General features: G+C 61.0%; 18 protein-coding genes. 5 read left to right on the forward strand and 13 right to left on the reverse strand.

Annotated elements, in window-relative coordinates:
* Positions 1-41: 41 nt before the first annotated feature.
* Together O4G74_RS11005 and O4G74_RS11010 are read left to right on the forward strand one after the other, a co-directional pair.
* Complete coding sequence (locus tag O4G74_RS11005; protein ID WP_269402657.1) at positions 42-902, forward strand: 50S ribosomal protein L11 methyltransferase; 861 nt, start codon at positions 42-44, stop codon at positions 900-902.
* A 50-nt stretch (positions 903-952) separates the two neighbouring features.
* Complete coding sequence (locus O4G74_RS11010) at positions 953-2,767, forward strand: aminopeptidase P family protein (RefSeq protein WP_269402658.1); 1,815 nt, start codon at positions 953-955, stop codon at positions 2,765-2,767.
* A gap of 24 nt (positions 2,768-2,791) precedes the next feature.
* On the opposite strand, the gene ligA is transcribed toward O4G74_RS11010, so the two are convergent.
* Genes ligA through O4G74_RS11025 form a run of 3 tightly spaced genes read right to left on the reverse strand, consistent with a single transcriptional unit; the run spans position 2,792 to position 7,527 of the window.
* The gene (ligA, locus tag O4G74_RS11015; RefSeq protein WP_269402659.1) at positions 2,792-4,894 is read right to left on the reverse strand and encodes an NAD-dependent DNA ligase LigA; all 2,103 of its coding nucleotides are present in this window, start codon (positions 4,892-4,894) and stop codon (positions 2,792-2,794) included.
* Positions 4,891-6,591 (reverse strand): DNA repair protein RecN, encoded by a 1,701-nt coding sequence (gene recN / locus O4G74_RS11020; RefSeq protein WP_269402660.1) that lies wholly within the window; start codon positions 6,589-6,591, stop codon positions 4,891-4,893. Before recN ends, ligA begins: the two co-directional genes overlap by 4 nt.
* Positions 6,592-6,645: 54 nt before the next feature.
* A complete protein-coding gene (locus O4G74_RS11025) occupies positions 6,646-7,527 on the reverse strand; it encodes an outer membrane protein assembly factor BamD (protein ID WP_269402661.1) in 882 nt (293 codons plus the stop codon).
* Between the two features lie 113 nt (positions 7,528-7,640).
* Between O4G74_RS11025 and O4G74_RS11030 the strand changes: the two genes are divergently transcribed.
* Complete coding sequence (locus O4G74_RS11030; protein ID WP_269402662.1) at positions 7,641-8,081, forward strand: helix-turn-helix domain-containing protein; 441 nt, start codon at positions 7,641-7,643, stop codon at positions 8,079-8,081.
* A 58-nt stretch (positions 8,082-8,139) separates the two neighbouring features.
* Here O4G74_RS11030 and lpxC read toward each other — a convergent pair whose 3' ends face one another.
* The 5 genes from lpxC to O4G74_RS11055 form a co-directional block, all read right to left on the reverse strand.
* Positions 8,140-9,060, reverse strand: a complete 921-nt coding sequence (lpxC, locus tag O4G74_RS11035; RefSeq protein WP_269402663.1) for a UDP-3-O-acyl-N-acetylglucosamine deacetylase — start codon at positions 9,058-9,060, stop codon at positions 8,140-8,142.
* A gap of 137 nt (positions 9,061-9,197) precedes the next feature.
* A complete protein-coding gene (gene ftsZ / locus O4G74_RS11040; RefSeq protein WP_269402664.1) occupies positions 9,198-10,655 on the reverse strand; it encodes a cell division protein FtsZ in 1,458 nt (485 codons plus the stop codon).
* A gap of 96 nt (positions 10,656-10,751) precedes the next feature.
* Positions 10,752-12,047 (reverse strand): cell division protein FtsA, encoded by a 1,296-nt coding sequence (gene ftsA, locus O4G74_RS11045; protein WP_269402665.1) that lies wholly within the window; start codon positions 12,045-12,047, stop codon positions 10,752-10,754.
* A gap of 2 nt (positions 12,048-12,049) precedes the next feature.
* Positions 12,050-12,922: a cell division protein FtsQ/DivIB gene (locus tag O4G74_RS11050; RefSeq protein WP_269402666.1), complete on the reverse strand. Its 873-nt coding sequence runs from the start codon at positions 12,920-12,922 to the stop codon at positions 12,050-12,052.
* Entirely contained in the window at positions 12,910-13,818 is a 909-nt protein-coding gene (locus O4G74_RS11055; protein WP_269402667.1) for a D-alanine--D-alanine ligase, read from the reverse strand. Before O4G74_RS11055 ends, O4G74_RS11050 begins: the two co-directional genes overlap by 13 nt.
* 146 nt (positions 13,819-13,964) lie before the next feature.
* Here O4G74_RS11055 and O4G74_RS11060 point away from each other — a divergent pair, with 146 nt between their 5' ends.
* Entirely contained in the window at positions 13,965-14,813 is an 849-nt protein-coding gene (locus O4G74_RS11060; RefSeq protein ID WP_269402668.1) for a formate/nitrite transporter family protein, read from the forward strand.
* Here the strand turns inward: O4G74_RS11060 and murB are convergent.
* Both murB and murC read right to left on the reverse strand, forming a co-directional pair.
* The gene (murB, locus tag O4G74_RS11065) at positions 14,810-15,787 is read right to left on the reverse strand and encodes a UDP-N-acetylmuramate dehydrogenase (RefSeq protein WP_269402669.1); all 978 of its coding nucleotides are present in this window, start codon (positions 15,785-15,787) and stop codon (positions 14,810-14,812) included. The genes O4G74_RS11060 and murB overlap by 4 nt on opposite strands.
* Positions 15,788-17,221, reverse strand: coding sequence for a UDP-N-acetylmuramate--L-alanine ligase (gene murC / locus O4G74_RS11070; RefSeq protein ID WP_269402670.1), 1,434 nt, complete (start codon positions 17,219-17,221; stop codon positions 15,788-15,790).
* Between the two features lie 164 nt (positions 17,222-17,385).
* On the opposite strand from murC, the gene O4G74_RS11075 reads away from it, so the two are divergent.
* Entirely contained in the window at positions 17,386-17,871 is a 486-nt protein-coding gene (locus O4G74_RS11075) for a DUF3291 domain-containing protein (protein ID WP_269402671.1), read from the forward strand.
* Here O4G74_RS11075 and O4G74_RS11080 read toward each other — a convergent pair.
* The 3 genes from O4G74_RS11080 to murD are packed head-to-tail and all read right to left on the reverse strand — an operon-like array spanning position 17,868 to position 21,530.
* A complete protein-coding gene (locus tag O4G74_RS11080; protein ID WP_269402672.1) occupies positions 17,868-18,959 on the reverse strand; it encodes a UDP-N-acetylglucosamine--N-acetylmuramyl-(pentapeptide) pyrophosphoryl-undecaprenol N-acetylglucosamine transferase in 1,092 nt (363 codons plus the stop codon). The genes O4G74_RS11075 and O4G74_RS11080 overlap by 4 nt on opposite strands.
* On the reverse strand, positions 18,952-20,106 hold the full coding sequence (locus tag O4G74_RS11085; RefSeq protein ID WP_269402673.1) for an FtsW/RodA/SpoVE family cell cycle protein: 1,155 nt from the start codon (positions 20,104-20,106) through the stop codon (positions 18,952-18,954). Before O4G74_RS11085 ends, O4G74_RS11080 begins: the two co-directional genes overlap by 8 nt.
* Complete coding sequence (gene murD, locus O4G74_RS11090; protein ID WP_269402674.1) at positions 20,103-21,530, reverse strand: UDP-N-acetylmuramoyl-L-alanine--D-glutamate ligase; 1,428 nt, start codon at positions 21,528-21,530, stop codon at positions 20,103-20,105. The genes O4G74_RS11085 and murD overlap by 4 nt, the downstream gene beginning before the upstream one ends.
* Between the last annotated feature and the right edge of the window lie 5 nt (positions 21,531-21,535).

Genomic DNA, 21,535 nt, shown 5'->3' on the forward strand with positions numbered 1-21,535 from the left:
CCCTACCCCCTTCCTGCGCGCTCTGCTATGGGCGGGCCGTCATGTATCAGATTTCTTCAAAAGGCCCGCGCGAGGCCATCGAACCTGCCTGGGACGCCCTGGCCTGGACGGATCCATCACCGGCAGGTGCCGTCGACGCCAAGGAGGATGGCCGCCACGCCTGGCGCCTCGACGCCTATTGCGAAACGGCAGAGGAAGCCGACGCCTGCAAGGCCATTATCGAAGAGGTCTCGCCGCAGCTCAACGTCGTCATCGAAGCGCTGGAAGACCGCGACTGGGTGACCCTGTCGCTGGAAGGCCTGCCGCCGGTGGAAGCTGGCCGGTTCATCGTGGCAGGCAGCCATGTGCTCGCGAAATCTGCGCCCGGCAAGACGCCGATCTTGATCGAGGCGGGCCCGGCTTTCGGCACCGGCCATCACGGCACGACGCTTGGCTGTCTCATCGGGCTTGAGCATGTGCTGCGCAGCGCGCGCCCCCAAAAGGTGCTGGATATCGGGACCGGATCCGGCCTTCTGGCCATCGCGGCGGTCAAGACTGGCTCCAGGCGTGCCTGGGGCACCGAGATCGACACAGACAACGTGCGCGTCGCCAATGAGAACGCGGCCAAGAACCACGTCGCCAACGCCTTCAAGACGTTTGAGACCGGCGGCGGTATGAACACGACCATCCGCAAGGATGCGCCTTACGACCTCGTCTTCGCGAACATCCTGTTCCGTCCGCTTGTCGGGCTGGCGCCAGAGATCGAACGCCTAACCGCGCCGGGCGGCCACATCATCCTGTCGGGCCTGCTTTCGCCGCAGGAACCGCTGGTGCGCAAGGCCTATGGCAATCGCGGCCTCGCCCTTGTGAAGCGAGTACGCCGCGATGGCTGGTCGAGCCTCGTTTTCCGCAAAGCGGACTAGGGCGCAGACTCCACCTTCCGTAGCGGGCGTATTCGCACTAGATTTCGTCCATGAGACAGAATTTTGATGTGAAAGGTGGCCCACAGCTTGGCCGCCAGAATCTGCCGCTCCTGCGCGCTGCGATGAAAGCCCAGGGCCTTGATGGCTTCTACATCCCGCATGAGGATGAGTTCCAGAACGAGTATCTGCCCGCCTGTAATGACCGGCTGACCTGGGCGACTGGTTTCACCGGGTCTGCCGGTGCAGCCATGGTGTTTCGGGATACGGCCGTCATCTTTGCCGATGGACGCTACACGCTGCAGGTGCGCGACCAGACCGACCGCGATTTTATTGAGATCAGCGGCCTGCCCGACCCAGGCCCGTTTGGCTGGCTTGCTGGCCAGAAGCGCAAGGGCGAAACGCTGGGCTATGATGCGCGCTTGATGACGCCGAATGACCTCGCCGTTCTGGAAGAGAGCGCAAAGAAAGCCGGCGTCACGCTGAAAGCCGTTGATGCCAACCCGATCGACGAAGCCTGGGACGACCGCCCGGCGGAGCCCACCGAACAGGTCGTGCCGCACGCCGTGAAACATGCGGGCGAAGAGGCCGATGACAAGCGCGAGCGGATCGCGGCCGCTCTCAAGAAAGACGGCGCGGACGCGGCCATCATCACCTCACCGGCTTCGGTGGCGTGGGCGTTCAATATTCGCGGCGGCGATGTCGCCTGCTCCCCGCTGCCACTATCGCGCGCCATCCTGAAAGCCGATGGGACGGCGGACCTTTTCCTCGACCCGCGCAAGACCAGCGACAAGTTGCGTGAGCATCTCGGCAACAAGGTGCGCCTGCGCCCCATGGAAGAGGTTGAACCCGCGCTGGCGGAGCTTTCTGGCCAGACGGTCAGCCTCGACCCGGCGCTTGCCTCTGCCTGGTTCTTTGGTGAGCTGGAGAAGGCGGGCGCGAACATCCTGCGCCAGCGTGACCCCGTCTTGCTGCCCAAGGCCTGCAAGAATGCGACAGAGATTGCCGGGACCGAAGCCGCGCATATCCGCGACGGCGCGGCGCTGACGCGTTTCCTGCACTGGCTGGACACCGACGCACAGTCTGGCGAGGCGACGGAGATCGATGCGGCGCTCAAGCTGGAAGACTTCCGCGAGCAGCTGGGCGACCTTAATGATCTGTCCTTTGAGACGATCTCAGGCGCAGGCCCGAACGGAGCCCTACCCCATTACCGCGTCTCGTCGGCGTCAAACCGGAAGCTGGAGCGCGGCTCGCTATACCTCGTCGATAGTGGTGGCCAATATCTTGACGGCACAACCGATGTGACGAGGACCGTACCGATTGGTGAGCCATCTGCGGACATGCGCCGTCACTATACGCTGGTCCTGAAAGGCCATATCGCGCTTGCCGATGTGCGCTTTCCGGAAGGCACGACGGGCACGCATCTCGATGCGCTGGCGCGCCACCCGCTCTGGCAGGCTGGCCTCGACTATGACCATGGCACCGGCCATGGCGTCGGCGTCTATCTTGGCGTTCATGAAGGCCCGCAGCGGATCGCCAAGCCGTGGAACAGCACCGCGCTGCGCCCGGGCATGATTGTGTCGAATGAGCCGGGCTTCTACCGCGAAGGCCAGTACGGCATCCGGATCGAAAACCTTCAATATGTGACCGAGCCCGCCGACATTGAGGGCGGTGAGCGCAAGATGCTGGGCTTTGCGAACCTGACATGGGCGCCGCTGGCACGGGATCTGATCGATCTCGACCTGCTCAGCCCGGCAGAGCTTGCCTGGGTCAATCGCTACCACAATGACGTGCTGGCCAAGATTGGTCCGCTCGTCGACGGCGAGGTTCTGGACTGGCTCAACGCGCAGTGCGCGCCTCTGGCATAGAAGCGCACTTAATATCCGACCTGATTAAAGGCCGGCGAGCTCGAGCCAGTCATCCTCCGTGATGACGCGGACACCGAGCTCTTCGGCCTTTTTCAGTTTCGAGCCTGCGCCCGGCCCGGCGACGAGAATATCGGTCTTGCCGGAAACAGAGCCCGACACTTTAGCGCCAAGTGCGGTTGCCCGCGATTTCGCTTCGTCGCGCGTCATCTTTTCGAGCGTCCCCGTGAAGACGATGGTCTTGCCGGACACGGCGCTGTCGCTGGCCGCGGCTTCTGCCGGTTCGATCTCAATTTCGGCCAGAAGGCCCGCCAGCATGTCCTGATTATGGCTCTCTGCGGCGAAGTCCTTGAGGCTGGTGATCGCGGTCTGGCCGATGCCGTCGATGGAAAGAAGGTCTGCCTCAGCCGAGGTATCACCTGCGGCGGCTTTCTCGACCACCTGCCAGAAGCTGTTCCAGTCGAGATAATGGCGCGCGAGCAGGCCGGAAGTGATCTCGCCAACATGGCGGATGCCGAGACCATTCAGGAAACGTTGGAAGGGCGGCTTGCGGCGCGCATCGATCGCGTCAAACAGGTTGCGGGCCGACGTGTCGCCAAAGCCTTCCCAGTCCTTGAGCGGCGGCAGGCCTTCTTCCTCAAGCCGCCGGGCGAGACGGAAAATGTCCTGCGGGCCTTTGACAGCGCCTTTCGAATAGAAAAGCTCGACCTGCTTTGCGCCGAGCCCATCGATGTCGAGCGCCTTGCGGGAGACAAAGTGTTTCAGCCGTTCGACCGCCTGCGCCGGGCAGGTGAGGCCACCTGTACAGCGGCGGCGAACGTCTTCCTCGCCCTTGTCGTCAATTTCGCGAACGGCAGCTGAACCGCATTCCGGGCAGGTTTCCGGAAACTTGTAGGTCGGGGCCCGGTCTTCGCCCGGGTCGACCACGCCGAGGACTTGGGGGATGACATCCCCTGCCCTCTGGATTTCGACCATGTCGCCGGGGCGAACATCGAGACGGGCGATCTCATCCTCATTGTGCAGCGTGGCATTGGAGACCACGACGCCGCCAACCGTGACAGGCGTAAGGCGCGCAACAGGAGTCAGCGTGCCTGTGCGGCCGACCTGAATCTCGATTGCTTCGAGTTTGGTAACGGCCCGCTCTGCCGGGAATTTGTGGGCGATCGCCCACCTCGGAAAGCGCGAGACGAAGCCAAGCCTCTCCTGCCAATCGAGGCGGTCGACCTTGTAGACGACGCCGTCGATATCATAGCCGAGCATGGCGCGGCGCTCTGCCATATTCGCATAAGCGCTTAGCAGACCTTTGACGTCCTTATATGGCTTGAAGAGCTCATTCGTAACGAAGCCCCAATCCTGCAGCCTGGCGACGGCATCTGTCTGGGTGTCCGCGAACTTTTCCGACGCTTCACCCCATGCATATGCAAAGAATCGTAGGGGACGCGAACGGGTGATGGCGACGTCGAGCTGGCGAAGGCTGCCTGCGGCGGCGTTGCGTGGATTAGCGAAGGCTTTCTTGCCTGCCTCCTCCTGAGACGCGTTGAGCGCCTTAAAGGCCTCGCCTTCAATATAGACCTCGCCGCGGATCTCGATCCGCGACGGCCAGCTGGAGCCGCCAAGTTTCGCCGGAATGTCATCTATGGTGCGGGCATTGGCTGTGACGTCCTCGCCCACCCGACCATTGCCACGTGTCGCGGCGCGAACAAGCTCTCCGTCCTCATAGGTGAGGTTCAGGGACAGGCCATCGATCTTGGGCTCTGCCGTGATGGTGAGGGCTTCGTCGGCATCGAGGCCAAGGAAGCGGCGGATGCGGGCGGCAAATTCCTCGACATCCTCATCAGAGAACGCATTGTCGAGTGATAGCATGGGGACGCCGTGCTCGACCTTGCTGAAGGCTTCGGAGACTTCGGCGCCGACCCGGTCGCTTGGGCTGTCCTTGCGTTTCAGATGCGGAAAGGCAGCTTCGACGTCGCTATTGCGCTGCCGAAGGGAGTCGTACTCGGCATCGCTCAGGTGCGGGTCGTCTTCCTTGTAGTAAGCCGCATCTGCGAGCTTGATCTCAATCGCAAGGCGGGCAAGCTCGCGCTTTGCTTCAGCTTCGGTCAGGTCTCCAGCCAGTTTCTGCGCGCTCATACATCTTCAAGGAGCCTCGTTGCTGCGGCCCTTGCCTCCTCGGTGACCTTGCTACCTGAGAGCATGCGGGCGATTTCCTCATGTCTCTGGCTGGCATCTAGACCGGTGAGGTGGGTTTCGCCAAGGCCATTCCCCTTCAAGCCCTGCTTGGTTACCAGCCACTGGTTCGAGGCCGATGCTGCAACCTGTGGACTATGGGTAATGGCAAAGACCTGTCGGCTGTCAGCAAGGCGCGCAAGACGCTCACCAATGGCGGCTGCGACCGCGCCTCCGACGCCCTGGTCAGCTTCGTCGAAGACGAGAACGGGCACCTGCGTGCTTTCAGCAAGGACGCACTGAAGCGCTAGTGAGAAGCGCGCAAGTTCACCGCCGGACGCGATCTGGCGAAGGGGACCAAAACCAGCGCCCGGATTGGTCTCAACCTCGAACTCTGCCTTCTCGCGGCCTGCACGTCCTGACTGGCTTTCCGAAATCTCGTCAAACCGCACCTTCACCCTGGTTCGCTCGAGCTTGAGCGGCTTCAGCTCGGCGGCGATGGATGTCTCCAGACGCTTGGCCGCGGCTTTGCGGGCTTTCGTCAGACGGTCAGCCGCTGTGCGCCAGCGTGCTGCTGCCGCCTGTTCCTCAGAGCGGGCTTTCTTTAACGAGCCATCGGGCGCATCGCAAAGCTCCAGCTTCTGGCGGGTCTCTTCCCAGAAAGCAGGCAACTCATTCGCATCGACGCTGTATTTGCGCGAAGCCGAGCGGAGGGCGACGATGCGCTGCTCCACTCGCTCCAGCGCGTCAGGATCGCGCACCGCGGCGAGGCCGAGGCTTTCAAGCGCGGCGCTCGCCTCACCTGCCTCGATCAGCGCACGGTCGAGTGCTTCGGCTGCGGCGCGAGCGGCTTTTGAAAGATCGCTTTCCATCGCATCGAGCCCGTCGATCCGCAGAATACGTTCCGCCGAGCGGCTGGCCTGCGCAAGAACAGCTTCGACGTCGCCTGCCTGAAAAGCCTCGAACGCCTCAGTTGCCGATTCCGCAATCTTTTCCGATTGCATGAGAATGCCGCGTTCAGCGCTGAGCCGATCAAACTCGCCCTGCTCAGGTGAAAGTGTGTCGAGCGCCTCAACTGTCTCGGCCAGCCAGGCATGTTCCTCTTCGGCCTCGGCCAGCTTCGCTTCCAGTGCTTCGCGTGCATCACGCGCGGTCTCATAATTGTCCCAGCTCTGTGCACAGGCCTCGATCAGGTCTTCATTGCCCGCATAGGTATCAAGCAGCGCGCGGTGATTGGCTGGCTTCATCAGGGTCGAGGCCGAGTGCTGACCGTGAATTTCGACGAGAAGTTCACCCAGCTGAGACAAAAGGCCCGCACTGACCGGCTGGTCGTTCACAAAGGCACGCGCCGGTCCTTTGGCAGACAGGATACGCTTGAGTGTCAGTGTTTCCTCAGCTGAGCCTTCGACACCAGCCTCTGAAAGGATTGGCCAGACCGGGCTGTCGGCCTCCAACGCGAATTCCGCCAGGATGCTCGCTTGGTCCGCGCCTTTACGAACCAGCTTCTTGGACGCCGCGCCGCCAAGCACAAGGCCGAGCGCATCAAGGATGATGGATTTACCCGCACCGGTTTCCCCGGTCAGGGCGGTGAAGCCATCGGCCGACTCTATGTCGAGACGCTCGATGAGCAGGAAGGATCGAATCGAGAGCGCTGTGATCATACGCCCTGGATATCATCAGAACAAAGTGAGAACAAGCCTGTTCTCGTTGCGTTCTCACCAGGGTGTGATCCGGCCAAGCCAGCCGTCGCTGCTGGCCTGCTGTTGCCCACCATCGCCGCCGCCTTCAACGAGGCTGTAACTGGCGCGGTACCAGTCACTCTCTGGGTAGTTGTACTGCAGCACAGATGCGGCAGCGACAGCTTCGCCGCGGAGACCGAGGGAGAGATAAGCCTCAACAAGACGGTGCAGCGCTTCCGGCGTGTGGGTCGTCGTGTCGTAATCGTCGACCACTTTCTTGAAGCGGTTCACGGCGGCCAGATGCTGGTTGCGGCGCAGGTACCAACGGCCGATTTCCATTTCCTTGCCCGCGAGCTGGTCGCTGACCATGTCGAGCTTCAGCTGCGCGTCACGCGCATAGTCGGTGTTCGGAAAACGGCGCACGACATCGTTCAATGCATCACGAGCCAGCTCAGTCGTGCGCTGGTCACGGCCAACATCGACGATCTGCTGGAAGTAGCTGAGTGCAATCAGGTGATAGGCGTAAGGTGCGCCTTCACCGGCAGGGTTGAGCGACAGATAGCGCTGGGCCGTGCCGATGGCATCGTCATAGCGGCGAGAGCGATAGGAGGCGTAGGCTGCCATCAGCGTGGAACGACGCGCCCATTCCGAATAAGGGTGCTGGCGCTCAACCTCATTGAAAAGCTCAATAGCGCTGATGTAGTCGCTATCGTCCATTTCATCGGCAGCGGCGTTGTAAAGCGCCTCCACCGGCCGCTCGACATAGGCAAGCTCACGCGCCTGCCGGTTCGAACTGCACGCAGCTAGGACCAAGGTCATGATTGCGACGGAGCCGACAAGCGAAAGCTTCATAACAGATACCGGGTTCTCAACAGACTTTGCCGCACTTTGCCGCTGGCGCACAGCTTGTAAAGTCATTGCCTACAGGAACAGCCAGGTGAATTTCCAGTTATTATGGTGTATGAGCGCAAATCGATCTATATCGACGCCAGTACGAACGATCTCGTGCCGCTGCCTAAAAGGCAAATTTTATGACGCAGGGACTATCAGATTTTACCGCATCGGATGTCGACTCGCTGGTGGGCGAGCGAATCCGTAAACGCCGGATTCTGGCCGGGCTGACCCAGGATCAGCTTGGCGAGGCGCTGGGTGTCTCCTATCAGCAGATCCAGAAGTACGAGACAGGCGCAAACCGCGTCAGCGCCGGACGCCTCTACCTGCTTGCAGACCGGCTCAACATTTCGCCGGGCTGGTTCTTTGAAGGCCTTGCCGATATCGACGCGCAGTCTGGCGACGAACTTGATGCGTCATCTCGGTTCGCGATTGAGTGCGTACGCAGCCTGACGCGCATTCGGGACGAAAAGGTTCGCGCCTCTATCCTCAACATGGTGCGCGCGCTGGCCGATTCAGAAGTGACGGGCGAGGCTAAACCGAACGGTCATTCAGACCACGCGCGACCACGCGCCGACTAGGCGTTGCTCGTTTAAAGAAGCAGCATTTTTTACTGTAAGCGCGACTGGGTTGCGGGCCTTAACGGGCCGCTGACGCTCTCGCGGCTGTTTCAGCTTCGACGTCTGCCCCATCGGTTTCCCAGCACCAGGCATCTGGCGCATCGATAAGCGCACGAACCAGCTTGTTGTTGAGTGCATGTCCCGGCTGCCGAGCCTCGTACACGCCTGCAATAGGCGCCCCGGCGAGCATAAGGTCACCAACCGCATCAAGAATCTTGTGGCGGATGAATTCGTCGCTGGACCGCAGACCCTCAGGATTGACGATCGAGTCGCCATCAAGAACCACGGCATTGTCGAGTGAACCGCCGCGGGCAAGGCCCATCGATTTCAACTTTTCAACATCCTGCGCGAAACCGAATGTCCGAGCGAAGGCGATATCACGCGCGAACATGCCAGGCAGCATGCGCAGCGACATCTGCTGCGTACCAATTGCTCGGCTTTCAAACTCGATCTTTGCGTGGATCGACAGATAATTATCGGCTGAGGGGCTAAGACGGGCCGTCTTGATGCCGTCGCTAACTTCGATGTCTTCAAGCACGCGGATGCGGCGGCGCAGTGCACGCTGCTCGCGGAGGCCAGCTGCCATCATCAGTTCGCAATAAACCGATGACGAACCATCCATGATGGGCACTTCAGGACCGTCGATCTCTATAATGAGATTATCAACGCCGACGCCAGCGCAGGCAGCCAGCAGGTGCTCAACCGTTGCAACGGATTGGCCCGCTTCGTTGGTAAGGGTCGTGCCAAGCTGGACTTCGGTAACAAAATCACCGCGCGCGATGATGTCCTGGCAGCCTTCAATGTCCATCCGGCGGAAACGGATACCGGTTCCTGCGGCTGCTGGCTTCATCGCGATACGCGCACGCGCGCCGGAATGAACACCGACGCCAGCACACACGACCGGATGGCTGATAGTTTGCTGATACTGAACGCGGCTCATTAAGACCTCATCTCTCAGGGTCCTATGAAGGCGATCGGGAGCAAAGATTCAAAACAAGGAATGTGTCGCAATATTACAAAAAATCAGGGCGCTTCCAATGGAAGCGCCCTGTCTGGTTCTGTTGGTTTTCTCAGCGCCTAGCGGTTGGCCGAGCGGCGGAGAAAGGCCGGGATTTCAAGGTCGGTATCGTCGAAGGAAGCTGGCGCGGTGAACTTGTCTCGTGCTGGTGCCGCTGGCTCATCCTCGATTTCGTGTGCAGAACTCTTGTCGTCGCTCTGAGACGAAAGTTTCGGCCAGCCGAACAGATTGCCAAATCCGGCCTTGCCTTCAGAGCCAGAACGACCACGGGACTTGCCTCCGCCAAAGACCTGATCAGCGCTGACCTGGTCGTTGCCCTGGACACTTTCGCGCTCAGCGGCTGGCAGGCTGCGGCTGACGAAGTCTGGACGGGTGTCCGTCTCCATTATGTCCTCGTCGCCAAAGTCATTGATCACGACACGCGGGCGTTCGTGTTCGATCTCTTCTTCGGCGATGCTGACATCGCTTTCAGCAAGCTCGATTTCGACTTCTGCAGGCTCGGCCTCTATCTGCTGCGGCTCGACCGGAGCCGCACTGATCGCAGCTTCGCGCGTCGGCTCTTCATAGATGCCAGCATCCGAGTCGATTCCTGCTGCGACGACCGAGACGCGGAGCTTGCCTTCAAGCTCAGGGTCGAATGTCGAGCCGAGAATGATGTGCGCATCAGCGTCGACCTGCTTGCGGATCTCGTTCGCTGCTTCGTCGACTTCGAACAGCGTCATGTCATAGCCGCCAGTGATGCTGATCAGAACGCCGCGGGCGCCCTTCATGGAGACATCGTCAAGAAGCGGGTTGTCGATAGCGGCGCGGGCCGCATCAAGGGCGCGGCCTTCGCCTTCGCTCTCGCCCATGCCCATCATCGCGGCGCCCATGCCCTTCATGATCGTGCGCACGTCGGCAAAGTCGAGGTTGATGAGGCCAGGCATGACCATGAGGTCCGTGATACCGCGAACGCCAGAGTACAGAACATCGTCGGCCATGCGGAAGGCGTCCGCAAAAGTCGTCCGCTCATTGGCAACGCGGAAGAGGTTCTGGTTTGGCACGACGATCATCGTGTCGATCGCCTTGCGCATTTCGGTGAGGCCATCCTCGGCAATGGTCATGCGGCGATTGCCTTCGAAGCTGAAGGGCTTGGTCACCACGCCGACGGTTAGGATGCCGCGCTCATGTGCCGCGCGCGCGATAACAGGGGCGGCGCCTGTGCCGGTCCCGCCGCCAAGGCCCGCAGCGATGAAGACCATGTGCGCGCCTTCGAGGCACTTGCTGATCTCCTCGATGGATTCTTCGGCAGACGCTGCGCCAACTTCTGGCTTCGCGCCTGCACCGAGGCCTGCGGTCGTGTCCGGGCCAAGCTGGATGCGGGTTTCGCATTTGGAGCGTTCGAGTGCCTGGGCATCGGTATTGGCGACGACAAACTCAACGCCTTGCAGATTCGCCTCGATCATATTGTCGACTGCGTTGCCGCCGGCCCCGCCCACACCGAACACGACGAGCCGCGGCTTGAGTTCTTGAGTCATGAAAAATCCGCCTTTGCCAATCTACCTTAGGAAGGGTCTGTAGGCGCAAACTGCCTGCGTCAGACTAAGAGAGGGTTAAGGGATTCTGCCTCGCTGTTAAAAATTTTCATGCAGCCAGCGCAAGAAACCGTTCATTTTACCGCGTTTCGCGGCTCCTGAACCCTGAGTAGACGCATTGCTGGCGGTAGAGACGTCTGCGAAGCCGCGTGATTCGTATGACAGCAGACCTGCTGCGGTCGAAAAGACGGGGCTGGCGTGTGATTCGCCAAGAACATCAGCATCGACTGGCTTGCCGAGGCGGACAGGCTGACCGAGGACGCGGGAAGCAACATCGCGCACCCCCGGAAGCAGGCTACCGCCACCGGTCAGGACAGTACGGCGCGGCATGATCTTGGCCAGTTCGCTCTTGCCGATCAGTTTGGAGGCATACTCAAAGGTTTCTTCGATGCGCGGCGCGATCAGGCTGGTGAGTTCGCCGCGGGTCATGTGATGAGCGGCGAGCCTTCCATCATCACCGAGGCGGGCGACTTCGACCTTTTCAGAAAGTCCAGTGCCAGTCGTGTCGGCATGGCCGTAAATCGTCTTCATGCGCTCTGCGGCGGCGAAAGTCGTCCCGATGCCCTGCGCAAGGTCACCTGTCACCTTGGCGCCGCCTGCAGGTACGACACCGAGCCAGGCAGGCACGCCGTTCACAAACGCGCAAGCGGTGGTCACGCCAGACCCCATATCAATGCAGATCGCACCATTCTCGATTTCATCGTCGATCAGCGTGCCCGCGGCGCTGGCGAGCGCTGACGGGATCAGGCGGTCGACGTTGAGGTGCGCGCGGCCGACGCATTCGACCAGGTTGCGCACGAGCGATTGCGGCGCTGAAACCACGGAGAGGAGGACGGACAGCTTCGTTCCGATCATGCCAACCGGGTCACTAATGCCTTCCTGTTCGTCGAGCTTGTAGAGAACCGGATGGGCGGTGAGGATTTCGCGTTGCTTCGCATCGATCTTTGCAAGGGCCTGGGCGTGAAGTTTCTTGAGATCCTTGGCGGTGACTTCACGGCCGCCAATGTCATTGAGGGCCCCGACGAATTCGCACGCGACCTGCCCGCCAGTTACGCCAAGCGTGACCGAGTCGATCCGCTCGCCGGCCTGGCGCTCTGCGTCCTCAACCGCGAGACGGACAGAGCGCTCCAGCGCTTCCATGTCCGTGATCGAGCCGTCCTTGAAGCCGCGGGCCTGCTGGCGCCCGCCACCCAGAAACGCAAATCCGGCCTTCGCCTCAGGATCGAAACGTCCGATCAGGCAAGTGATCTTGGAACTACCGATATCGAGCGAAGCGATCGGCTGGCCGACTTTTGCGGCGCGGGATGGTTTCAAGCGGAGGTCTGCCTTGGCCATGGTCAGCTTTCTGCAGCGGTGCCGGACGCACCCTGTTCGTCGAGAGGTTCAAGAAAAGTGCGCCCGGCGACACGCAGGTCGATCCGCGTGAGCGAGCGTTGTGAAAGGTCAGTCGCGTTTTCGAGCGCGATCAGTTCGTCCGTTGCGCGCTTAACGCTGGCGTCTGCCGGGAGCCGGATCAGCAAGCCGTCGCGGAGTTTGACATCCCAGCGGCGACGGGACACGCGCTCGGCATAGGAGACCCGGTCACGCACAGTATCGGCGCGTGCCAGAAACTGCAGGAGGGCGGGCACACCTTCAGGCGCATCAACGCCAGTCAGCAGGACGAGCTCGCTATAGTCCCTGGCTGAGAGGCCTTCCATGATCTGTCCGGTGCTATCGACAACCTGCTGGCCGTCGCCATCATACCAGATGGCGCTTGCCTTGGCCGGCGAGGCGTTGATCAGGATCTGGTTCGGCCACAGGCGGTAGACATGCGCACTCGTGACCTGGCCCGTCGCGAGGACCTGACGGCGGATTTCATGCGGGTCGGCGCGGAACATGTTGTCGCCCGGGGCGACGCCTGACATCTGCTGGACGAGGCTGGCGCGGCGAACATCACTTCCAAGGCCGGTTATCTGAACGTCTTCCACGGCAAAGCCGAGACCCGTGGCGGCGCTATCGAAGGCATTGCCGACGCCGTCGCTGACCTTGGACATCGATCCGCCCAGCAAGGCCGCGCCCGCAACGATGAGCGCGACGACCATGACGAAGCCGGTCAGAACAGAAGTAAGGTCTGCACGCGCAGGTTCGACAGGCACCGGCGCAGGCGCGCGTTTACGCGGCTGCGGCCGGGTGCGCTGGCCCTGCTTTGGCTGGCCCTTCACCTTCGGCATGAAGCATCCTCGATCATCCAGCTCACAAGCGCTTCGAATGTCATACCCGTAAAGGCGGCCTGCTCGGGAACGAGAGAGGTGGGTGTCATGCCTGGCTGGGTATTTGTTTCCAGGATCACGAGCCGGCCCTTCTTCTCGTCAAATCGAAAATCGGACCGCGACACCCCCCGGCAACCGAGAGCCTGATGCGCCGTCAGCGCCGCGTCCAGCGCTGCTTGTGTTACAGCGTCCGAAACATCCGCGGGCACCACATGACGCGATCCACCAGCTGCATATTTTGCATCAAAATCGTAAAACTCTCTTAATGTTGTGATCTCTGTCACCGCGAGAGGCCGATCGCCGAGGACGGCCACGGTCAGCTCGCGGCCCGGAATGTATTCTTCGGCCATGAGATTGTCGCCATAGGCCCAGTCATCAGAGGTGAGGAGCTGCGAGGGGCCGTTATTGTCCTCGCGCACGAAGACAACGCCAAAGCTGGAGCCTTCATTCACCGGCTTGATCACATAGGGCGGCTTGATCGGATGCGCGCGGGCAGCCTCTTCGCGGCTCACTGCAACGTCTTCAGCGATATCGAGGCCGGCTTGGCTGTAGATCGCCTTGGACTTGCGCTTGTCCATCGCGATCGCAGAAGCTGTGACGCCCGAATGGCTGTAAGGAATGCCGAGTATTTCGAAGAGACCCTGAACGCAGCCATCTTCGCCCCATGGGCCATGCAGGCCATTAAGGATGACGTCCGGCTTTTCAGCCGCGATCTGGCTCGCAAGATCGCGATTGGCGTCGATACCGACAGCGTCATATCCGGCCGCCTGTGCCGCACGCAGCATCTGCTGGCCAGACGAGAGCGAGACCTCACGCTCGGATGACCAGCCTCCATAGACGACAGCGACGCGTTTCATGCTCTTCTCCAGACTGAACAGGACCCGTTTGGCCCGGCCCGACACAAACATGTAGCAGCCGAGAAATTAAGGCAGTCCTTCCAATTGATCCGGTCGACTGCAGTTGATGTGAATGAACATAGAGGGAGCCGACGCGTTCGATCCGGATGTCAGCAGATGCAGCCAAGCCTCCCGAGCACGAAAAAGAAGAACATATTACCGAGGAGGAGCGCGAGCAGGCGGCCACGCTAACGCGTCTGAAATCGCGCATTGTCTACGAAATCATTCGACAGGAAGGTCGCTCTGAGCTTTCGCGCCCGCAAAGCTCGATCTGGTGGTCTGGCATCGCCGCGGGGCTAGGTATCTCAATGTCTCTGGCGATGGAGGCGATGCTTCGGGTCGCCCTTCCCGATACAGACTGGCGGCCACTGGTCGAGAATCTGGGCTATTCGGCCGGGTTCCTCATCGTGATGCTGGGACGGCTGCAGCTCTTTACCGAGAACACTGTGACGGCGGTCCTTCCCACATTGGCAGATCCTTGCCGGCGCACGATCCTCGGCACGACGCGGCTCTGGAGCACAGTGTTTCTTGCCAATATGGTGGGTACATTGTTCGCAGCGGTGTTCTGGACCTATTCCGGCGCCATCTCACCGGAGGTAGGCGCCGCCGTGCTGGAGCTCAGCCTACATGTTGCCGACTGGGGCGCAGGCGAAACCTTCATGCGCGCCCTGCCAGCAGGTTTCCTGATCGCTGCGCTCGTCTGGATGATGCCAAGTTCGGAGGGCAGCGAGTTCTGGGTCATCCTGTTCTTCACTTACCTCATCGCGCTTGGTGATTTCGCGCACGTCGTGGTCGGGTCTGCCGAGCTGTTCATGGTTGCGCTGTCTGGTGAGCAGGGCATTTTCAAGCTGCTGGGAGTGAACCTGCTGCCCGCGCTGGCTGGCAATATCATAGGCGGCGCCGGCCTCTTTGCGATCCTTGCCTGGGGCCAGGTGCATGAGGAAATGGAAGACTAGCTGGTCTCGGCAGCTGTTTGGTCCGGGACCTGAATCCGGCCAATCCGCCGGATTTCCCAGCGAAGGTCGACGCCGGTCACATCCAGAACGCGGGCGCGCACCAGTTCGCCAAGCGCTTCGATGTCGGCCGCGGTGGCCTCGCCTGTATTGATCAGGAAGTTGCAATGCTTCTCGGAAACCTGCGCCCCGCCGACCCGCAGGCCGCGGCAGCCGGCGGCATCGACCAGTTTCCAGCTTGAACGCGCATCCGGCGTGCCGGGCGGATCGGGATTGGCAAAGGTAGAGCCGCCGGTCTTGTCCTTGATCGGCTGGGTCTCGGCGCGCCGGGCCTGATGGTCATCGATTTCCTGCTGGAGCGTCGCAGCATCGCCCTCACCAGAACCTGTCAACAGGATGCCGGTGACGATCACATCATCTGGAAAGTTTGTGTGCCGGTATGAGAACTCAATCTTCGGGTCGCCATACTGGGCGATCTCAGCTTCGAACCTGACGCGCTCACCTGACCTAGTGATGCCCTCAATCTGGTTGGCGACGTCTTTCAGCTCCCGGCCATAACAGCCGGCATTGGTGCGCACTGCGCCCCCGATCGAGCCTGGAATGCCGGACAGGAAGGTGAGCCCGGCAATGCCATGCTTTGCCGATGCCTTGGCGACAGCAAGATCAAGAGCGCCCGCGCGTGCAAAGAGGGAATGCGAGCCTGTTGGCTCAATACCGCCCCAATAGCCACCCATCAGACGGATCGTGACACCCTCAATGCCGCCATCGCGGATGATCGAGTTGGACGCCACACCCATGAAGTGAAGAGGCACGTCTTCAGGCAGCGCTTTCAGAAAGTGGGCGAGGTCATCCTCATCCGTTGGCAGGAAAAGGACATCGGCAGGGCCGCCCACTCGAAACCAGGTATAGGGCGCAAGTGGCTGGTCAAAGAGCAGCTTGCCGCGAACGTCCGGCAGATGATCGCGCCAGTCGCCCATCTAGCCAGCCAGGTTTTCGGCAAGTGCATTTGCGTGGGTCGTGATATCTCCCGCACCGAGACAGACGACGAGATCGCCGGGGCGGGCGATTTCGCGGATCGTGTCCGGCAGGCTGTCGAGCGCATCCATGGGGCGCGCGTCTGCGTGGCCATTCTCATTGATCGCACGGACAAGCGATTCATGGCTGGCGCCCTCAATCGGGTCTTCGCCAGCCGCATAGACCGGTGCGATCAGGGCAATGTCAGCATCCTGGAAGCAGCCAGAGAAATCCTTGAAAAGGTCGTGCAGCCGCGAATAGCGATGCGGCTGGGCGACGGCGATGACGCGGTTTTGGCCCTGCATGGCGCGGGCAGCCTTTAGAACGGCCTGGATCTCCACAGGGTGATGACCATAGTCGTCGATAATGCGGATGCCATTCCACTCACCAGCAGGCGTGAAGCGCCGCTTCACCCCTCCGAAATTGGCAAAGCTGTGCCGGATCTGATCAGGTGTCGCGCCGAGCTCCAGCGCCACGCAGATCGCTGCGAGCGCGTTTGAGACATTGTGGTCGCCTGCCATCGGCAGACGCACGCCCTCTATCGACGAGACGCCAATGCCGAGGCGCTCGCGAAGCACGACATCGAAGGTGACCCCGTCCGGATCCGAGGCAAGATTGGTCGCGCGCACATCGGCCTGCCGGTTGAACCCATAGGTCAGAATGCGTCGGTCAGAGACACGCGCCACCATGGATGAGACTTCAGGGTGATCGGTGCAGAGGACGCCGAACCCATAGAAGGGGATGTTCTTTACATAAGTGTCGAAGGCATCCCGCAGCGCCTGCATGGAGCCGTAATGCTCCATGTGTTCAGGGTCCATATTGGTGACGATGGCGATGGTCGGGCGCAGCTTGGTGAAGGTGCCGTCGCTCTCATCAGCCTCCAGCACGATCCAGTCGCCATTGCCCGCCTTGGCGTTGGAGCCATAGGCATTGATGATGCCGCCATTGATGACGGTCGGATCGATGCCCGCGCCATCGAGAAGCGCAGCGACCATGGTCGTCGTTGTCGTCTTGCCGTGCGTGCCCGCAACCGCAACGGTCCATTTGAGGCGGATGATCTCTGCCAGCATGTCGGCGCGGCGGACCACTGGAATACCGGACTCGCGCGCGGCGACGACTTCGAGGTTATCGGACTTGATGGCGGAGGAAATAATAACGGCCCCTGCTCCGATCACATTCTGCGGCTTGTGCCCGATATGGACGGTCGCGCCCTTGGACCGAAGGCGTTCGACATTGGCGCTTTCCTTCACATCTGAGCCCTGAACCTTGTAGCCGAGATTGATCATGATCTCTGCGATACCGGACATGCCGATCCCGCCTATGCCGACAAGATGGGCCGGACCGAGATCGAATGGCGATGGTTTGTTGGGCATGCTGGATATGACTTCGAAAGGCATGAAAGGAGGTCTCCGCAGTAGCGTGTGGAGACCAGATTAGGCAAGCACCCGCATGCTGAGATGGCTGTGACGCGGCGATTCAGGGGCAATCGGGTCGGGTTTTCCTTGCAAAACGAAATAGTTCGGGAAGGATAGGGGTTCAGGCCGAACCGAAGGTTTTCGCGATGGAAATGCATCTCGCCCAACTCAATGTCGGCCGTCTTGTGGCGCCGACCGATGATCCGCGTGTGAAGGATTTCATGGACAATCTCGACTTCGTGAATGGGCTCGGCAGGCGGATGCCCGGCTTTGTCTGGATGATGGAAGGCTCCGGTGAACCCGGCACCGGAAATACCGAGGTCAAGGTCGGGGGCGACCCGCAACAGGTCTCAAATCTTACCGTGTGGACAGATGTTGAAAGTCTGGAGCAGTTCGTCTGGGGAACCGTGCACAAGAGATTCTATGAGCGCCGGAACGAGTGGTTCGAGGTGATGGGCGACGTGCATTTTGTCATGTGGTGGATACCGGTCCATCACCAGCCTACGCTTGAGGAAGCCCTTGAGCGCCTGGAGAGGCTGCGCGCCAATGGCGACAGCGAAGAGGCTTTTGGCTGGAGCTGGTTGAAACAGGCCAAAATGCACAAGACCCACGCCTGCCGGCCAGCCGCCTAGATTATCGCAGCCTTCTCGGCCAGATTGGCAAGATCCTGCGCCGCAGTGATCGTGCCAGCTTCCCTCGCCCGAGCAGCGCGCGTTTCTAGCTCGTCGCCATTCTCCAGGCGCACCTTGATGAGCTCACCAAGGAGGTTCGGGTAGAGATTGTCCTCAAGCATCACATCGGCGGCATCCACATCGACGAGGGCTTCGGCATTTGCGGCCTGGTGATCATCCATCGCGATCTTGAGCGGGATGAGGATGGACGGGCGCCCGACGGCGGCAATCTCACTGACCGTGCCCGCGCCAGAACGCGCAATGATCAGGTGCGCTGCGGCAAGGCGTTCCGGCATGTCTGCAAAGAAGGGCCGTAACTCATGGCGAAGCCCAACCTCTTCATAGATGGCGCGAACCTCGTCGAGCTGTTCTTCGCGCACCTGCTGGACGATGTTGAGGCGCGCGCGGAGCGGCGCTGGCGTGTGGAAGGCAATGGCGAGCGGAATGATCTGGCCAAGGATGCGGGCACCCTGGCTGCCACCCGTGATAAAGATATTGAGGTCGCCGCTGGTCGGCGGGAATGGCGCATCGCGCAACGCCGCAATTGGCGCGCGGACAGGATTGCCGACCGGCTCATGGCGCACACCTGACGGTAGCTTGTCGAGGCGAGGAAAGCCGGACGCGACGAAGGCAGCCTTCGGCGCGAATTGCCGGTTTACCCTGCCGAGCACAGCATTTTGCTCATGAACGATGATCGGCACTTTGCGCCGGTGCGCTGCGCTGAGCGCCGGAAAGGCAGGATAACCACCGAAACCTGCAACGAGCGCGGGCTTTCTGGACTTCATTAGACGGCTGGCCCGGCCAATGCCGCGCCAGATTTTCAGGGCGGCCGACGGCAGTGTCCAGAACTTGCGGAGGTTTGGACTGGCGGCGGCGACTTCTTCCTTCCAGTCGGCTGGAAAGCTACCTGCATAAGAAAGACCACGCGCATCGCTTATTAGGCCGACCTGCCAGCCGCGCCCGCGCATTTCTTCCGCAAAGGCTGCGGCCGGGAACATGTGACCGCCCGTACCGCCAGCCGCGATGATAAGAAGGGGTTTGTCAGCCATATCGTTCTCTATTTCCGAGGCTCTGGCGGCGGATCAAGGCGAGCGCGAGGCCCAGCGTCAGCGCAATCCCCAGCATGGAAGAACCGCCATAGGAGATGAACGGCAGCGTCATCCCCTTTGGCGGGATAAGGCTGACATTCACGGCGATATTAATAGCGGCCTGCAAGGCGAAAAGGGTGAAGAGGCCGGATGCAGCCGCACGTGGATAAGGGTCATGCAGGCGCGATGCGGCGCGAATACCGCGCCAGCAGATATAACCGTAGAGACCGATCACCAGCAGCGCAGCGACATAACCAAACTCTTCGCCAAGCACGGCGTAGATGAAGTCGGTATGGGCATCCGGCAGGCTGGATTTCACCGTCCCCTCGCCCGGCCCAGCCCCAAGCAGGCCGCCGCGGGAGATCGCTTCGGACGCCTTGTCGATCTGGTAGGTGTCATAGTCCGACGGGTTGATGAAGCTGTTCACCCGGTAGCGCACGTGCGGAAGCAGCGTATAGAGCGCGCCGCTGAGCGTCACGCCGCCAGCAAAGAAGGCCGCCGCCCAGCGCCAGGGCAGCCCAGATACGAAGAAGGTCGCGATGAAGGCCGCGGTAATCAGCGCTGACTGACCAACATCCGGCTGAAGCAGCAAGAGGCCAAGAACCACAACGTAGAAAACAAGCGCGACGATTGCCCAAGGTCCGTCCGGAAAAAGACGCCGCTGCGCGAGGAGCCATCCGATCAACACGATCAGGACGGGCTTTACGAATTCCGATGGCTGGAGCGTGAAGCCACCAATGCTGACCCAGCGCTCTGCGCCTTTCGCCTCATGGCCGATCAGCATGATGGCCGCCAGAAGAACCAGAGACACAGCAAACGCCAGTGCGGAAAGCCGGCGCACCCATACGCGCGTCAGCATGCTCGAGCCGATCAGGACGGCAGAAGCGCCGGCTGCATAGACGCAGTGGCGTTTGACGAAGTGGTACGGATCCGAGAAACCAAGGCGCTCAGCTGCTGGCGGTCCAGCCGCGAGTGACAGCATCAGGCCAAGGCCGAGAAGCGTGAAAGACGCCGCCATGATGCGCCAGTCTACGCTGAGGCGCCATTCTGTGATGATCGAACGCTCGGAGCGCGGGACGATCACCGTGCTACCGACCGAAACCGTCATGCCGATTCTCGCATCACCGGCCGGAGGGCATCTCCTCCAAGCGCTTCAACAGCTTCACGAAAAGCATCCCCGCGCGCCTCGAAGTCCCTGAACTGATCAAAGCTGGCGCAGGCAGGTGACAGAAGCACGATCGGGTTTTCCTCGCCCGACGCCTTTGCGTCCTCGAGTGCGCGCGCGACCGCCTTGTCCAGCGTGCCACAGCTTTCATGAAATGCCTTGCCATCAAGCGTGCGCGCAAAGTCGTCAGCGGATTCACCAACGAGATAGGCTTTCGCGACACGGCCCATGAGCGGCATTAGTGGCTTGATACCGCCTGCCTTTGGCTGGCCGCCGGCGATCCAGTAGACACGCGGATAAGCCCGAAGCGCCTGTTCTGCCGCTTGCGCATTGGTTGCCTTGGAGTCGTTGACGAAGCGCACGCCATCGATCTCTCCGACCTGCTCCATCCGGTGAGCAAGGCCCGGGAAGGTCAGGATAGCGGCAAAGATCCGGCCGGGATCAAGACCAAGTGCGCGGCAAGCGGCATAGGCCGCGGCCGCATTCTGCCAGTTATGGCGACCGGGAAGCGTTGCTGAATCCCCGAGGTCACCGACACGGACCGCATTATTCGCGAGACTGTCGAACAGTTTGCCATCAATTGCGCTGACGCCGCGCCCCAGCGCAAATTCCGATGAAATCCGCGCCAGGCGCATCTCGCCGCTCTGGGCAAGCCCCATTGCGATCGCTTGCGCATAGTTATCATCGAAGCCGATAATCGCGGTATCGCCAGCGCCCTGGTTACGGAAAATACGCTTCTTGGCGGCCACATAGCCGTCCATGCCACCATGCCGATCAAGATGGTCCGGTGACATATTGAGCAGCACCGACACGTCGCAACGCAGGCTCTTGGTCAGGTCAAGCTGATAGGATGACAGCTCAAGAACATAATAACCGTTCGCCGACAGGGCCGGCAGATCGAGAACGCCGGTGCCGATATTGCCGCCGACATGCACGTCGAGACCGCATTCCTTCAGGATGTGACCGATGAGCGCCGTCGTTGTCGATTTACCGTTGGTGCCAGTAATGCCGATGATCTTTGGACGCCCGCGTTCCGGCAGCGACTGAACCGCTCGCGCGAAAAGCTCCATATCGCCGACGACCGGCACATTCGTCATCTGAGCAAGGCGCACGAGACGGTGCGGCTGCGGGTGCGTCAGCGGTATTCCGGGGGAAAGGACGAGTGCGGCGAAGTTCTGCCAGTCGCGCTTGTTGAGATCAGAGACCGGAATGCCTTCAGCCTCGGCCTTTGCCCGCGATGCCTCATTGTCGTCCCAGGCGTGGACTTTTGCCTTACCGGCTTTCAGAGCGCGCGCAGCCGCAAGGCCTGTCCGGCCAAGGCCGTACACCGCAACATCTCTTCCAGCATATTCGGTAATCGGGATCATGGAGT

The organism is Henriciella marina (genome assembly GCF_027213945.1).
Classification (GTDB): Bacteria; Pseudomonadota; Alphaproteobacteria; order Caulobacterales; family Hyphomonadaceae; genus Henriciella; species Henriciella marina_A.